The 13,767-nt window shown below is 61.9% G+C and carries 14 protein-coding genes; 2 read left to right on the forward strand and 12 right to left on the reverse strand.

Annotated features, from left to right (window positions below; translation table 11 throughout):
* Positions 1–340 precede the first annotated feature (340 nt).
* From ACTIE1_RS15575 to ACTIE1_RS15590, 4 genes are all read right to left on the reverse strand, one after another.
* Positions 341–1,342, reverse strand: a complete 1,002-nt coding sequence (locus ACTIE1_RS15575) for a YeiH family protein (protein WP_439560484.1) — start codon at positions 1,340–1,342, stop codon at positions 341–343.
* 68 nt (positions 1,343–1,410) lie between these two features.
* Positions 1,411–2,592 (reverse strand): UxaA family hydrolase, encoded by a 1,182-nt coding sequence (locus tag ACTIE1_RS15580; RefSeq protein ID WP_439560483.1) that lies wholly within the window; start codon positions 2,590–2,592, stop codon positions 1,411–1,413.
* Positions 2,593–2,603: 11 nt separating this feature from the next.
* Positions 2,604–2,900, reverse strand: coding sequence for a UxaA family hydrolase (locus ACTIE1_RS15585; RefSeq protein WP_439560482.1), 297 nt, complete (start codon positions 2,898–2,900; stop codon positions 2,604–2,606).
* Between the two features lie 32 nt (positions 2,901–2,932).
* On the reverse strand, positions 2,933–3,931 hold the full coding sequence (locus ACTIE1_RS15590; protein WP_439560481.1) for an Ldh family oxidoreductase: 999 nt from the start codon (positions 3,929–3,931) through the stop codon (positions 2,933–2,935).
* 105 nt (positions 3,932–4,036) lie between these two features.
* Between ACTIE1_RS15590 and ACTIE1_RS15595 the strand changes: the two genes are divergently transcribed.
* A complete protein-coding gene (locus ACTIE1_RS15595; protein WP_439560480.1) occupies positions 4,037–4,756 on the forward strand; it encodes a GntR family transcriptional regulator in 720 nt (239 codons plus the stop codon).
* On the opposite strand, the gene ACTIE1_RS15600 is transcribed toward ACTIE1_RS15595, so the two are convergent.
* The 8 genes from ACTIE1_RS15600 to ACTIE1_RS15635 all read right to left on the reverse strand — a co-directional run bounded on the left by ACTIE1_RS15600 (position 4,738) and on the right by ACTIE1_RS15635 (position 12,572).
* Positions 4,738–5,754, reverse strand: a complete 1,017-nt coding sequence (locus tag ACTIE1_RS15600) for a zinc-dependent alcohol dehydrogenase (RefSeq protein ID WP_439560479.1) — start codon at positions 5,752–5,754, stop codon at positions 4,738–4,740. The genes ACTIE1_RS15595 and ACTIE1_RS15600 overlap by 19 nt on opposite strands.
* On the reverse strand, positions 5,751–6,509 hold the full coding sequence (locus ACTIE1_RS15605) for an SDR family NAD(P)-dependent oxidoreductase (RefSeq protein WP_439560478.1): 759 nt from the start codon (positions 6,507–6,509) through the stop codon (positions 5,751–5,753). Before ACTIE1_RS15605 ends, ACTIE1_RS15600 begins: the two co-directional genes overlap by 4 nt.
* Positions 6,496–7,716 carry a DegT/DnrJ/EryC1/StrS family aminotransferase gene (locus ACTIE1_RS15610; RefSeq protein WP_439560477.1) on the reverse strand — a complete coding sequence of 407 codons (1,221 nt, stop codon included), beginning with the start codon at positions 7,714–7,716 and terminating at the stop codon, positions 6,496–6,498. Before ACTIE1_RS15610 ends, ACTIE1_RS15605 begins: the two co-directional genes overlap by 14 nt.
* Before the next feature lie 4 nt (positions 7,717–7,720).
* Complete coding sequence (gene hisD, locus ACTIE1_RS15615; RefSeq protein ID WP_439560476.1) at positions 7,721–9,037, reverse strand: histidinol dehydrogenase; 1,317 nt, start codon at positions 9,035–9,037, stop codon at positions 7,721–7,723.
* 61 nt (positions 9,038–9,098) lie between these two features.
* Positions 9,099–10,145 carry an ABC transporter substrate-binding protein gene (locus ACTIE1_RS15620; RefSeq protein ID WP_439560475.1) on the reverse strand — a complete coding sequence of 349 codons (1,047 nt, stop codon included), beginning with the start codon at positions 10,143–10,145 and terminating at the stop codon, positions 9,099–9,101.
* A 34-nt stretch (positions 10,146–10,179) separates the two neighbouring features.
* Positions 10,180–10,977 carry an ABC transporter ATP-binding protein gene (locus ACTIE1_RS15625; RefSeq protein WP_439560474.1) on the reverse strand — a complete coding sequence of 266 codons (798 nt, stop codon included), beginning with the start codon at positions 10,975–10,977 and terminating at the stop codon, positions 10,180–10,182.
* Positions 10,978–10,999: 22 nt separating this feature from the next.
* Positions 11,000–11,785, reverse strand: a complete 786-nt coding sequence (locus ACTIE1_RS15630; protein ID WP_439560473.1) for an ABC transporter permease — start codon at positions 11,783–11,785, stop codon at positions 11,000–11,002.
* A gap of 4 nt (positions 11,786–11,789) precedes the next feature.
* Positions 11,790–12,572, reverse strand: a complete 783-nt coding sequence (locus ACTIE1_RS15635) for an ABC transporter permease (RefSeq protein WP_439560472.1) — start codon at positions 12,570–12,572, stop codon at positions 11,790–11,792.
* 133 nt (positions 12,573–12,705) lie between these two features.
* Between ACTIE1_RS15635 and ACTIE1_RS15640 the strand changes: the two genes are divergently transcribed.
* The gene (locus tag ACTIE1_RS15640) at positions 12,706–13,722 is read left to right on the forward strand and encodes a LacI family DNA-binding transcriptional regulator (protein ID WP_439560471.1); all 1,017 of its coding nucleotides are present in this window, start codon (positions 12,706–12,708) and stop codon (positions 13,720–13,722) included.
* Positions 13,723–13,767: the final 45 nt, after the last annotated feature.

Genomic DNA, 13,767 nt, shown 5'->3' on the forward strand with positions numbered 1-13,767 from the left:
ACGCGACATGCTCTAGCTTATTGGTTTCGCATGTTCGAGAAGCTCAAAACCGGTTCCCACTTTTGAGCAACATGCCCTAGCGGCTGCTGTAGTAGCAGCGCGCGGACAAGCCGGATATTGTGGAATATCGCTCCAGTCGTGACAGGCGTTGATGCATCGGGCTTGGCGGCAGGCGTATGCCAAATTCCCGTGCGGCAATCGGGTATAGATTAAGCGCAAACTGATGCACAAAATCACGGGTATCCGCAGGGTCAGTGCTGAAACTGGAGCCATCGTGACAGCCGCTATTGCCATCATGAGAACCGCATATGCGCGGCTGCGTTTGCGGGCGCGTGCTGTGTTACAGCAAGTCCAGCCAGACAATAGCCGTCATTGCAACGCCCAGCAGGACCAGCGTTTCGATGACAACAATCGCAAGATGCCCCCCGCCCACGGCGGTCAGGGCCTTCAGCGATGTCTTGACCCCCAATGCGGCAATCGCGGTTATCAGGCAGGCGCGCGACACAGTGTCGATTTGGGCAACCAGCCCTTGCGGCAGGGTGACCATGCTGGCCAGAATGACCAGCGCCAGAAACAAGACCATGAACCACGGCAGCAGCGGGATTTTTCCGGCGCTGGCGGCGGTTCCGGTCATGCGCAGCACCAGCACGATGGCGACCAGAACCACGGGCAGCATGGCCACGCGGAAAAGTTTTGTGATGGTCGCCATCTCGCCTGCGGGATCCGAGACCGAGAAGCCCGCACCAACCACCTGCGCCACATCATGAATGGTCGCACCGATCAGAAAGCCCTGCTGCAATTCGCTAAAGCCCAATGTCTGGAACAGCAGCGGATAGCCCACCATGGCAAGGGTCGAAAGCGCGGTGACGGCCATGACCGTGAATAATGTGTTGCGTTCGGTCTTGTCGTTATGCGGGATCACGGCGGCAATCGCGAGTGCGGCAGACGCCCCGCATATCGCGACCGCGCCCCCCGTCAGCAGCGCAAAGCGCCACTGGCGGCGGAACAGCGGCGCAATCGCGAACCCGCTGGCAATTGTCACCCCGATCAGCCCCATCAGAACGCCGGCCCCCGACAGCCCGATCATGGCCAGATCTTCCAATGCGATCCGCGCCCCCAACAGCCCCACGCCAAGCCGCAGGACGAATTTTGACGCGAAATCGATTCCCGCGCGGCACGGGCCATCGTCATGCAGGAAGTTGAATGCCATGCCCAGAAGCAGCGCGAACAACATGACAGGCGCGCCGTAATGCGCGCCAAGGAATGCCGCCGCCGCAGCGATTGTGGCGGCCAGCATCAGGCCAGGCGCGAGGGGGGCGATACGGTCTTGCAATCGGGTCATGAATGTCCTGCGGCCAGAAATATGGCGGGCCTTGCAGCCCGCCTTCGTGCCATGACTGTAGCCGCCTGTCAGGCCGAGCGATAGAGCTTCGTCATCGAGAATTCCCGATGGCCCAGGGCCTCGGCTGCGGTCAGGCGGCCATTGGCGGTGCGTTTTATCATTTCGATCAGTGAATCGCCCGCCTGATCAATGGTCATATCGCGGCGCAAAACGCCCGTCACATCAACGTCGATATGTTCGGACATGGTGCGCAGCGTGCGCGGGTTGCCGGAAATCTTGATGACCGGCACAATCGGGTTGCCCACCACATTGCCCTGACCGGTGGGGAAGGTGTGGATGACATAGCCGCCCGCGGCCATCAGCGTCACGCATTCTGCCGCCGCGGACGAGCTGTCCATGAAATACAGGCCCGGCCCTTTCGCGGGGGCCTCGGCCGGTTCCAGAACGTCGATATAGCTGCTGGTGCGCCCGATCTTTTCCAGATTGCCAAGGGCCTTTTCCTCGATCGTGGACAGGCCGCCCAGAATATTGCCCTTGGTGGGCTGGCTGTCCGACAGGTCCGATGTCTTGAACTGCTCGATCACATCATCCTGATAGGCCTGCCATGTTTTCATGAACTTGGCCGCTGCGTCCGGCGTGGCGGCGCGCTTTTCGCAGATATGTTCCGCGCCCGTAATCTCGGATGTTTCGCCGAAGACGCCATACAGGCCATGTGGCAGCAGTTTATCATACATGTTGCCGACTGTCGGGCAGGAAGACAGGCCGGTGGTTGTGTCACTCTCTCCGCATTTGGTGGAGACCCAAAGATCGGTCAGCGGGCAATCTTCCTTTTGCAATTCGGACGCCCATTGCACATATTCCTTGGCCTTCCAGCTGGCGCGGCGGATGGTTTCAAAATCGCCGTTCTGTTCAATCCAGAACCCCTCGACGGGTTTGCCGGTCTTGGCGATGCCGTCAACGATGATCTTGGTCCATTCCGGTTCAATCCCGATGACGACCACTGCGGCCACATTCGGGTTTGCGCCGGTGCCGATGATGGTGCGGAAATGCAGGTCCAGATCCTCGCCGAATTGCAGGCGGCCATAGGCATGAGGAATGGCCATGGTGCCCTTGACGTTATTGGCCACTGCTTCGCAGGCCGCGTTGGAAATATCATCCACCGGCAGGATCAGCACATGGTTGCGCACGCCCACGCGCCCGTTTTCGCGCCGCCATGCCTTGACCGTGTCTTGTGAAAAATCGAATGCCATGATCGTTCCCCTTACCAGCGCTTGGTTTTCATATTGTGGGTGTGGACATGGCCGCCGATTTCGGCGTCGCCCACCATTTTGCCGATATCCTCGCCATATTTTATGACGGTATCGCCTGCCTTCAGTCCGGCCAGCGCGACCTTGTGGCCGATGGGAATGTCGGCCTTTGCGGTCAGGCGGAAATCGCTGTTGTCTTCGGTGCACACGCACAGCATGTCCGTGCCTGCGCTAAGGCCCTCGACCACGACAACACCGACATTGTCGGCCTTGTCATGTACAAGCAGCTGGGGGTGGGTGTTTGCAGTCATTCGTCTCTCTCCCTTCCGTTTTGGGGTGTCAGTCAGCTTCGGGCCAGTCCCGTCAGCGTGTCGTGAAGCTGTTGCGAAATCGCTATGCTGTCGGTGCGGGCCGCGCGTTCGGACTGGCGGCGTGCGCCCGGCAGGCGTGCGCCGTCCTGCGCCTCGATTGCGGTGAACATCGCCTCGGCGCGGTCGGCAAAGCCGGGGGCAAAACGGGCGGGGTCCAGCACAAGGATGAAATGCGCCAGATCGGGGGGCGGCCCCTTGTCATCGAACAGGGAACTGGCCTGATAGGCAAAATTTGCCCCCGCAAGACCGGCGGTCAGCAATTCGACCATCAGCGCCAACGCCGCGCCCTTGGCCCCGCCCGAAGGCACCATTGTGCCCGCCATGGCGGCATCCGCGTCGGTGGTGGGGTTGCCGTCGGCATCTATGGCCCAGCCTTCGGGAATGGGCTGGCCCGCCTTTTGCGCCAGCATCACCTTGCCGCGCGCCACATGGCTAAGCGACAGGTCGATCACCAGCGGGTCACCCTGCGCACGCGGGCAGGCAAAGGCGATGGGGTTGGTGCCATAGAGCGGCTGATTGCCGCCCCACGGGGCCATTGCGGCGGGGGCATTGGCCATGGCAAGGGCGATCAGCCCCTTGCGGGCAAAGGGTTCGACCGCCTGACCGGCGACGCCGAAATGATGGGAATGCGTCACGCTGACCACAGCCACGCCCAGATCGCGCGCCACATCCTGCGCGGCCTGCGCGCCAGCATCGATGGCGGCAAATGCCAGCCCGTGCCCTGCATCAACGCGGATCGCGGCCCCATCGCGCGTGACCTGTGGCACGGCGCTGGCCCTGACCTTGCCTGCGCGCATTTGGGCTGCATAGAAGGGCACACGCGCCAGCCCGTGCGAGGGCAGCCCCTCCATCTCGGCGAGGACCAGTGCATATGCGGCGGGGCGCGCCATCTGGTCCGGCATGCCGGCCGCGCGAAAAGCCTGCACAACAAGCGCCCGCGCCGCTTTGGGTGTGATGGGAACAAGTGTCATCGGTACGTTCACTCCCGAATTGTTGAAAACTATATAGTTTATATATTATGGTTAGGTCAAGCAGGATTGCGCCCTGCCCATGACTTATAGTAATCATAGGCCACCATGACCGCACGCCCCGTTTCCCAACCCTTGCACCGCCAGTTGCGTGATCTGATGATTGCGCGCATCAATGCGGGCGAATGGTCCCCCGGCACCTATTTGCCGCCCGAAACGCGGCTGGCGGATGATTACGGGGTTGCTGTCGGCACCTTGCGCAAGGCGCTTCTGGATCTGGCCGCCGAGGGGGTGGTCCAGCGCAGGCAGGGCAAGGGCACAGTCGTTGCCACCCATGACAGTGACGCTGTGCTGTTTCGCTTCTTCAACCTGCGCAGCGCGGACGGGGGCATGTTGCGTCCCGAAAGCCGCGTCCTGTCGCGCCAGCGCATGCAGGCGGACCGCGAGGATGCGGCCGCGTTGGGCCTGACCACAGGCGAGGATGTGATCCGCATTGCGCGTGTGCGTGACGTGGGCGGTGCGCCAGTCCTGTATGAATTTATCGTGCTTGATGCCGCGCGCTTCGGTGCGCTGGAAACGCAGCCTGATGTTCTGCCGAACACCCTTTATCAGCTGTATCAGATGGAGTATGGCGCAACAGTCCACCGCGCCCGAGAGGCCCTGATTGCGGTCGGCGCAACCGGGGAATGCGCGCGTGAACTGGGCCTTGCCGATGGCACGCCGGTTTTGCGTATCAGCCGTGTGGCGCTGGATTATGGCGGCGCACCGATCGAATTGCGCCTGTCATGGGTCAACACCAGCAGCGTTCATTACGAAGCGGTCGTGTGATCCAGTTCCAGCACGATCTTTGCGGCATCGACGCGGCCCGCATCCAGATCGTCAAAGGCGGCCACCGCGTGGCCAAAAGGGCGGACCTCGACCCAGTCAAGTGACCCTAACGCGCCCTGCGCCAGTGCATGAAGTGCGGCGGCGAAATCCTCGGGGGTGTAGCAGTAGCTGCCGGTGATGGTGATTTCCTGCAAGGTCACGCGGCGGATGTCATACCCTTCGGTGCCGGGCAAAAGCCCCACATGCACGATGACACCGCCGGGGCGCACCAGTTGCGATGCGGCCTGCCGTGTGGCGACGGCGCCCACAGCGTCAATGATCAGGTCATAGCTGTCGTGCGCGGGGGTATGGGCGCGCGGGTCGAACGCGGTAATGCCGGTTTCACGGGCGAACAGGTGGCGGCGTCCCGCATGTGGTTCGGCCACATCAATGCAGGCCGCGCCCATATGGCGCATGACCAGTGCCGCCCCCATGCCAATCGCGCCACCGCCCTGCACCAGCACGCGCGGTTGCGCCTGATCCAGTCGCGCCAGCCCAAGGCGGACCGCGTGCCATGACACTGCCACAGGTTCCGACAGGGCCGCAATATGCAGCGGCAGCCCGTCAGGCACAGCCAGCAGGTTGCGTTCGGGAATGGTGACATATTCCGCGAACGCGCCCGGACGCGGGGGCATGGAAATGATGGCGCGGCCGGGTGACAGATGCGGGCGGCCAGCGCGCGCGACAGGGCAGTCAGGGTCCACCACCAGCGGGTTGATCGCCACGCGCGTACCGGCGCGCGGGCCAAAGGCGATACGCCCCGCCGCCTCATGTCCCAGCACCAAAGGCGGGGGGCGGCGGTCGTCATGGCCGTGATAGGCGTGCATGTCCGACCCGCAAATCCCCACGGCATGGACGCGGACCAGAACTTCGCCCGCCTGCGGGCTGGGGACGGGCTGCATGTCAAGCTGCATCCGGTTCGGGCCGGTATAGACCAGCGCCTGCATGAAATCCGTCATTTCGCGGTAAAACCCCCATCAACATACAAGGTCTGGCCAGTGATATAGCCTGACGCGTCCGAGCACAGAAACACGGTTGCGCCGAACAGATCCTCCAGCCGGCCATTGCGCCCGATGGCGGTGCGCGCGGCATTGGCGGCGGCCAGATCGGGGTCGGCGAATACCGGCGCGGTCAGGGGGGTCGGGAAGAAACCGGGGGCGATGGCATTGCATGTCACCCCATGGGGTGAAAATTCCTGCGCCATGGCGCGGGTCAGTTGCACAATGCCCCCCTTGCCCGCGCCATAGGGCGCGGAATTGGCAAAAGCGCGTTGTGATTGCAACGAGGCAAGGTTCACAATCCGGCCCCAGCCGCGCGCGGCCATGCGCGGTGCCAGATGCTGCACCAGAAAAAACGGCGCGCGCAGATGCAGCGCCATATGCAGATCAAACGCTTCCGGCGTGACCTGCCCGTAGGGCTGGCGCAGGTTCACACCGGCGGCGTTGATGACGATATCGACGTCCTGTGTCGCCTGCGCCAGCGCTTGCAGGCCGCTGGCGTCGGTCAGGTCTGCGGGATGTGCCTGCGCGCTGATCCCGTCCTGCGCCAGTTCGGTGCATGCGGCGTTCAGCCTGTCGGGGTCGCGTGCCGCCAGATGGACCTGTGCCCCTTGCAGCCCCAGCGCGCGCGCCATGGCCAGCCCGATGCCGGAATTCCCGCCCGTGACCAATGCACTGCGCCCCGAAAGGTCGAACAAACCGTCAAGTCGTGGCATGGTCTGCCCCCCTTGCATGATTGGCCGCGTATATCAGTGTTTCCGCTATGGCGCAGCAATCGTCATCTGTCAGGCCCAAAGGCAGGCGGATATCGCATAAGGTGGCTTGTATCGCGCAGGCGCGCGGCACTTCGGTGGTGGCGGTGGCGGACCAGTGGGCGGGGTTGGAATTGTACCCTTCCGGTGTCCGGATGCCGAACCATTTGACCCAGACACCGGCGGCGCGCGCAGTCGTGACATAGGTCTGCATCCTTGCATGTGACAGCGCGGGCAGACGAAACTGCAAGGAACTTTGGGCATAGGTTTCCGCTGGCGGGCGGTTGGGCAATACGAACCCGTCCGCCTGCATCAATCGTTGTGCGATCCGGTCATGGCTGGCATTCCAGTCGGCCACGCGGGCGTCCAGAAGGTCCAGCTGCGGCAAGGCCAGCGCGGCGGCCAGTGTGGACATGCGCATCGAATAATTGCCGCAATGCCCCTGCCACCGCGCCATAACGTCCGGCGGGGGCACTGTGCCGTTCTGCGCATACAGCATATAGCTGCCCGAATGCAGGATGGTCTGCGCGGCGACATCATCATCATCGGTGACAAGGATGCCACCTTCGCCGGTATTCACATGTTTGCCCGACTGGAAGCTGAAGCACCCTGTCTGCCCGAAACTGCCTGACGGTTTGTCGTTCCAACTGGCCCCCAGCGTGTGTGCGCAATCCTCGATCAGCGTCAGGCCAAGGCGTTCGCACAGGGCCTGTAGTTCGGCCAGATCGCACAGATGCCCGCGCATATGCGACAGCATCAGAACCCGCGCCCCGCTGGCCTGTGCCTTGCGGCGCAGATCATCCATGTCGATAACCAGATCTTCGGTGATTTCCACCAAAACAGGCTGCGCGCCCGCGTGTTGCACTGCGCCCGGAACAGGGCCAAGCGTGAAGGCGTTCATCAGCACCGGATCGCCCGCCGCCACCCCCGCAGCCTTCAGCGCAAGATACAGCGCCGCGCCGCAGGAATTGACCGCAACCGCGTAGCGCCGTCCCGTCAGGCGCGCAAAGCTGCGTTCCAGTTCCGCCACCACCCCGCCCGCGCCGCTGTCGCTGTTGCCCGCCGCCTCGGCATAGCGGTGAAGGCGGCCTGTCGCCAGCAGGGCCATGGCCGCCGCGGTTGCCGCGGGCGGGATATCGGGGGGGCGGCCCAGATCGGGTAGCGTTTGCATCAGCTTACACAGACCCGACGGGTGTGCCCAGATCGAAGTTGTGGCCGGGATAGTATTTGTCCATGCGCGCATCGGCGGTTCTGGCATGTGCTTCCATGCCTTCCAGTCGCGAAATGCGCGCCGTGCGGATGGCCAGTTCCTTGCTGGCCTCGGGGGTGGCCTGCTGCCATGTCAGGGGTTTCAGGAATTTATGCACGGACAGTCCGGCCGAATAGCGCGCGGCGTATTTCGTGGGCAGGATATGGTTGGGGCCTGCGCATTTGTCGCCATAGGCGACGGTCGTTTCCTCGCCCACGAACAGGCTGCCGTAATTGGTCAGGTTCTCGTGCCACCATGCCAGATCGGTGCAATGGATTTCCAGATGCTCGGACGCATAGTCATCCGACACTTTGACCAGTTCGGCGCGGGTGTCGCACAGAATGACTTCGCCGTAATCGCGCCACGCGGCGTCGGCGGCTTCGCGGGCGGGTTCGGGCAGGGTTGCGATCAGTTCGGGCACGCGGTCCATGACCTTTTCGGCCAGCGCGCGGTCATCGGTGAACAGCCATGCAGGCGATTCATGACCGTGTTCGGCCTGTCCGACCAGATCAATCGCAACAATTTCGGGGTCCGCCGTCTTGTCGGCCAGAATGCCAATCTCGGACGGGCCTGCAAAGACGTCAATGCCGACCTTGCCAAACAGCGTGCGTTTGGCCTCGGCCACGAATTTGTTGCCGGGACCGACAATCACATCGGCGGGTTTGCCAGTGAACAACCCGTAAGCCATGGTCGCAATCGCCTGCACGCCGCCCAGTGTCATGACAATATCGGCGCCCGCCTCGCGCATGGCATACAGCACATAGGGGTGCATCGTCCCGCCGCGAAACGGGGTCGAGCAGGCAATGACCGTGCCAACGCCCGCTGCCTTGGCCGTGGCGACCGACATCACCGCAGAGGCAATATGCGCATAGCGCCCCGTCGGCACATAGCATCCCGCCACATTGCACGGCATCCATTTCTGGCCCGCGACCAGTCCCGATGGCATGGTCATCTGAAAATCCTGCACGGAATCGCGTTGCGCAAGGGCAAAACTGCGGACCTGCTGAACAGCAAATGCGATGTCTTCCTTGACCTGATCGGGCACTTCGGCGGCGCGGGCATCCATGTCTTCGCGGGTGACAAGGATCGGGCCGTCCCATTTGTCCAGTGCCAGTGCATAATGCCGCACGGCATCTTCGCCTTCGGCCTCGATGCGGGCCAGCATTTCGGCGACAACCTTTTGCGCCTGCGGGGACTCGCTCTCGGGGGTTTTGCTGGCCTTTTTCAGATAGGTGATCGCCATCTTGATCTTCATCCTTGGGGTTAAGACCTGCCCCGCGCATCGGGGGCAGGCCGGATTGGTGTTATTCGTTATTCGCGAATGCCCGCAGGTCCGGATCGTCCATCACCATCTGCATGAAGCTTGGGTTGATGTAATCGCCGGCCACCGGCGTGGCGTCTGTTGTGCCGACCGAGGTCATGAAATCACCGATTGCGGTCAGCCACTGGTCAACCTGACTGTCACCAGAGGCGCGGTCCATCAGGGCGACCTGTTCTTCCAGCGGGAAGGTCGGGCGCAGGTCGAATTCGGCATTGATTGCCGCGTCCGAAATCTCGACCCCGCCATCAGAGTAGAAATCAACCAGATGCCTGCGCGCTTCTTCCGGGTTTTCCTTGGCCCAAACGACCCCGCGCAAGAAGGTTGCCAGCACACGCGCCACGCGGTCGGGGTGTTCCTCGGCGAAGCCCGGGCGGACAACCAGCGCACCGGGCACGATTGCGCCCGCATCCGCACCGGAGCACAGGTAGTCGCTGTCTGCGCGTTCCTGCAAGGTATAGGTGTTGGGCGCCCAGACGCCTGCAAGCCGCGCCTCGCCTGCGATGATGCCGGTTATGACCTGCGCCTGACCAAGGTTGATATATTCGACATCGGACTGGCTAAGGCCCCATTGTTCCAGACAGGACTGGGTGGCAAAATCGACCGTGGAATTGGTCGTCAGCAAGATGCGTTCGCCGCGAATGCTGTCGGGATCGGCGCGGAACCCCTCGATTGCGTCATTGGTGGCCATAAGCGCGTTGCCTGCGCTTTCGTCATTTGTCAGGCCGATGGTTTGCAGCCCGAAGCGTGCAGCACCAAGGACGGCAGGCACGGACCCTGTGCCGCCAACGTCCCAGTCATTTGCCTGTGCGGCCGCGATCTGGGGCGCGCCGGCGGGGAAGGTCGTGAAGCTGGGGTCAAGCCCGACTTCGGCCCACCAGCCGAATTCGGTGGCCAGATAAAAGGGCAGCGCCCAATACAGTGCAGGCTGATAGCTTAGGTTGATCGGCGTCAGGTCTTGCGCCTGAGCGGGTGCCAGCGTGCCGAAACTTGCCGCTGTGGCAAGCGCTACGGCCTTGAAGGTCGTTTTCATAGGTCAGTTCCTCCTCTGTTGCAGTTTTTTCCGCCTAGCTGTGCTGGGCGGCTTTCTCCTCGCGCAGGCTGCGCCAGATATGCGTGCGCAGATGAACGAAACTTTCCAGGTCCATGACATCCTCGATCTTTTCCTGGCTGTCCCAATTCTCGGCGTTGCGTATGCTGGCAACATCAAGCACTTCCTTGATGCGACCGGGGGCGCGGGTCATGATGGCCACCCTGTCGGCCAGATAGACGGCTTCTTCTACGGCATGGGTGATGAACAGCACCGTGCGCGGGTTCTTGCGCGCCAGTCGAACAAGTTCTTCTTGCATGACAACGCGGGTCTGTGCGTCCAGTGCGCCGAAAGGTTCGTCCATCAGCAACACATCAGGGTCCAGCACATAGGCGCGCGCAATGGCCACGCGTTGTTGCATGCCGCCTGACAGCTGGTGCGGAAAATGCTTCGCATACTGGGTCAGGTTCATCAGGTCCAGAATGGCGGCGATGCGGGCCTCGCGCTCGGGGCGGGCAACATTCAGGTTGCGCAGGCCCATGTCGATATTGTCATAGACGGATTTCCACGGAAACAGGGCAAATTGCTGGAACACCACCGCGCGGTCGGGGCCGGGCCGCTTGATGGGGGTGCCGTCGACAGACACGATCCCGTCGGTTGCATTCTCGAACCCCGCGACCATGCGCAGGCAGGTTGTTTTGCCACATCCCGACGGGCCGACAATGGCCACGAATTCCTTGTCGCGGATTTCAAGATTGATGTCTTGAAGGGCGCGAAACCCCGTTTCCCGAGGTCCGAAAACCTTGTCTACATTCTGGAATTCGATCACGCCCATTGCGTCACTCCCGTTTGTCCTGTCAGTGTCCCAGACCGCGGCGGTTCTGGATCATGCGTTCGGCCAACCGCAACGCGCTATCAAGTGCCAGCCCGACCAGACCGATTGCGACCATTCCGGCCATCACGGTCGTGGTGGAGACATTGGCTTGTCCCTGAACCATCATGTAGCCAACCCCCGCAGAGGCCACGATCAGTTCGGCGCCAACCAGTGACTGCCAGCCCAGCCCCGCCGACACACGCAGCCCCGAAATGATCGACGGCACGGATGAGGGCAGCAAAATTTCCCGGATCACCCTGTGGGACGGCGTGCCCAGCATATTCGCGGCCTCGATCAGGCGCGGGTCCACGAATTTCGCGCCGCGATAGGCATTGATGACGCAGGGCGGAAATGCACCGGCAAAAATGATCATGATCGGGCCGCCGATCCCTGTGCCAAACCACAGCGCGGCAAACGGAACCCATGCGATCGGGGCGACGAAGCGCAGCGCGTCAAACAACGGCGAGACGATCTCGTCCAGGATCTGGTACCAGCCCATCAGCAGGCCCAACGGAATGCCGATAAGGGCCGCAAGGATGAAGCCATATGCGAAGCGTTCAAAGCTGGCGGCCAGATGGCCGGGCAAAGTGGCACCGGCAAAGCGGCGTTCTGTCAATGTGGAGAACCTGTCATACACCTCCAGCGGGGAGGGCAGGAACACGGACGAAATCAGGCCACTGATTGCCAGGCCGTGCCACAGTCCAATGAAACCAAGAAGTCCCAGCAGGCCCAGCGTCAAGGATTGTCCCAAGGAGATTTGTTTTTTCATCACACTACCCCTTCGCGGCCAAAGCTGCCGTATTCCACCGCAAGGCCCATGCCTCGGCCATGCCCAGCACGCGGGTTGTGCCCCAGCCCAGAATGGCCACCGCGATCATCCCCACAAGGATCATTCCGGGATACAGGTCTTGCTGCGCCACGTTCAGCACGCGCCCCAACCCGTAGAATGCGCCCACAAGTTCGGCGGCAACCAGCGTGGTCCATGATGCCTGCAATGACAGCCGCAAGCCGGTAAAGATCATCGGACTTGCGCCCGGCACCAGCACTTCCGAGACGAAGCGCAGTTTGGGCATGCCCAGCATATAGGCGGCCTCCAGAACGGGGCGGTCGATATTGCGCACACCTGCATAGGTGTTGATGACCGAGGGCACGAAAGCCGAAAACCAGATCACCATGATTTTCGCCGCATCGCCCAGCCCCAGCCACAGGATGGCAAGCGGAATCCATGCCAGCGGCGGGATCGGGCGGATGATCAGGAAGATCGGATTGATGAAGGCTTCTGCCCTGCGACTCCAGCCCATCAGCAGGCCAAGTGGCACGCCGGTCACAACCGCAAAAACGAACCCCATGACGACCAGCCGCAACGAATTGTAGACATGCATGGCCAGATCGCCACCGCCATACCCGCGGCCGGATACATGGGTCAGCGCAGACCATGTTTCCGCCGGTGACGGGAACCTGCCTGCCGGAATGATGCCCAGACCTGTCGTGACGGCATACCAGATGATGCAAACAACGAAGATTGTTGTGAAACCTATGGAAATCCTACGTGGCACGGTTATCCTCCCAGATAATGTAAACGCTTTCATATTATGCGACAATCTGTCAAGTATTTTCTTAAAAACTATTGTTTATCCCTGTTTTTTAGGGTATTTGATGTATGTAAATTTTCATAACGGAAATGAAAAAATGTCATCTGCAAGCAAGCCGACCCTTACGGATGTCGCGAAAGAATCGCAGTGTTCCATTGCAACCGTCTCTCGGGCGATGTCGCAGCCTGGTCTGGTGCAGCCTGCCACGCTGGAACGGATCCGGCAGGTTGCGGCGCGGCTTGGCTATGTTCCGAACCGGCGGGCGCGCGCGCTGGCGTCCGGCCAGTCCGACACGATCGGGGTGGTGGTGCCGACGCTGAATTCGCCCGTCTTCTCGTCGACATTGCAGGAAATGCAGCGCCTTTTTGCCGCGCGCGGGTATCAGCTTCTGATTGCGTCGCATGAATATGACGCGGCAAACGAAGCGGCCGCACTTTCGCAGCTGATTTCACATGGTGTTGACGGGTTGATGGTTGTCGGGGCAGAGCGGCCACAATCGACATGGGCCATGCTAAGTGCGTCCGGAGTCCCGCTGGTGCAGATGTGGGAAGGGCGGGAAGGGCTGGACAGGGTGACAGTTGACAGTTTTCAGGCGGGTCAGGTGGTGGCGCGCTATCTGCTGGATATCGGGCATGAACGCTTCGGGGTTGTTTGTGGCCAGTTGCAAAATAACGACCGCCAGAAGGCCCGCGTCAACGGTATTCGCGCAGAACTGGACGCGCGCGGGGTGGCGCTGGCGCGTACGCATATCATCGAACAGCCCCTGACCCTTGCTGCGGGACGGTCGGGCTGCATGACATTGCTTGAAATGGTGCCAAGGCCCACCGCAATTATCGGCACGGCTGATCTGTTGGCAATCGGCGCCATGATCGAGGCACAGGGGCGCGGAATCGATGTGCCCAAGACCATGTCATTCGCGGGGATCGACAATGTCGATTTTGCCGCACATCTGTCACCATCGCTGACAACTGTCGACATTCCCGCCGCCAGTATCGGCACAGAGGCCGCGGCCCTTATGCTGCGCAGGCTTGCGGATGAAGCGGGCGAAGGGGATGCGGTGATCAGCCTGCCGATCAACCTTGTTGTGCGCCACTCCACGTTCCGCAATGGCTAGGGTGCGTCTTGCGCAGGGCGGAAATCCGGTCTGCCTGCGCAGGTG

It is taken from the genome of Roseinatronobacter sp. (assembly GCF_051859525.1).
In the GTDB taxonomy this organism is placed as follows: domain Bacteria; phylum Pseudomonadota; class Alphaproteobacteria; order Rhodobacterales; family Rhodobacteraceae; genus Roseinatronobacter.

Excerpts from the sequence above, each read along its gene's own strand:
- ACTIE1_RS15585 (WP_439560482.1), bottom strand. The coding sequence starts at position 2,900 with ATGACTGCAAACACCCACCCCCAGCTGCTTGTACATGACAAGGCCGAC.
- ACTIE1_RS15605 (WP_439560478.1), bottom strand. The coding sequence starts at position 6,509 with ATGCCACGACTTGACGGTTTGTTCGACCTTTCGGGGCGCAGTGCATTG.
- ACTIE1_RS15640 (WP_439560471.1), top strand. The coding sequence starts at position 12,706 with ATGTCATCTGCAAGCAAGCCGACCCTTACGGATGTCGCGAAAGAATCG.
- ACTIE1_RS15625 (WP_439560474.1), bottom strand. The coding sequence starts at position 10,977 with ATGGGCGTGATCGAATTCCAGAATGTAGACAAGGTTTTCGGACCTCGG.
- ACTIE1_RS15610 (WP_439560477.1), bottom strand. The coding sequence starts at position 7,716 with ATGCAAACGCTACCCGATCTGGGCCGCCCCCCCGATATCCCGCCCGCG.
- ACTIE1_RS15590 (WP_439560481.1), bottom strand. The coding sequence starts at position 3,931 with ATGACACTTGTTCCCATCACACCCAAAGCGGCGCGGGCGCTTGTTGTG.
- ACTIE1_RS15620 (WP_439560475.1), bottom strand. The coding sequence starts at position 10,145 with ATGAAAACGACCTTCAAGGCCGTAGCGCTTGCCACAGCGGCAAGTTTC.
- ACTIE1_RS15575 (WP_439560484.1), bottom strand. The coding sequence starts at position 1,342 with ATGACCCGATTGCAAGACCGTATCGCCCCCCTCGCGCCTGGCCTGATG.
- ACTIE1_RS15595 (WP_439560480.1), top strand. The coding sequence starts at position 4,037 with ATGACCGCACGCCCCGTTTCCCAACCCTTGCACCGCCAGTTGCGTGAT.
- hisD (WP_439560476.1), bottom strand. The coding sequence starts at position 9,037 with ATGGCGATCACCTATCTGAAAAAGGCCAGCAAAACCCCCGAGAGCGAG.
- ACTIE1_RS15630 (WP_439560473.1), bottom strand. The coding sequence starts at position 11,785 with ATGAAAAAACAAATCTCCTTGGGACAATCCTTGACGCTGGGCCTGCTG.
- ACTIE1_RS15580 (WP_439560483.1), bottom strand. The coding sequence starts at position 2,592 with ATGGCATTCGATTTTTCACAAGACACGGTCAAGGCATGGCGGCGCGAA.
- ACTIE1_RS15600 (WP_439560479.1), bottom strand. The coding sequence starts at position 5,754 with ATGACGGATTTCATGCAGGCGCTGGTCTATACCGGCCCGAACCGGATG.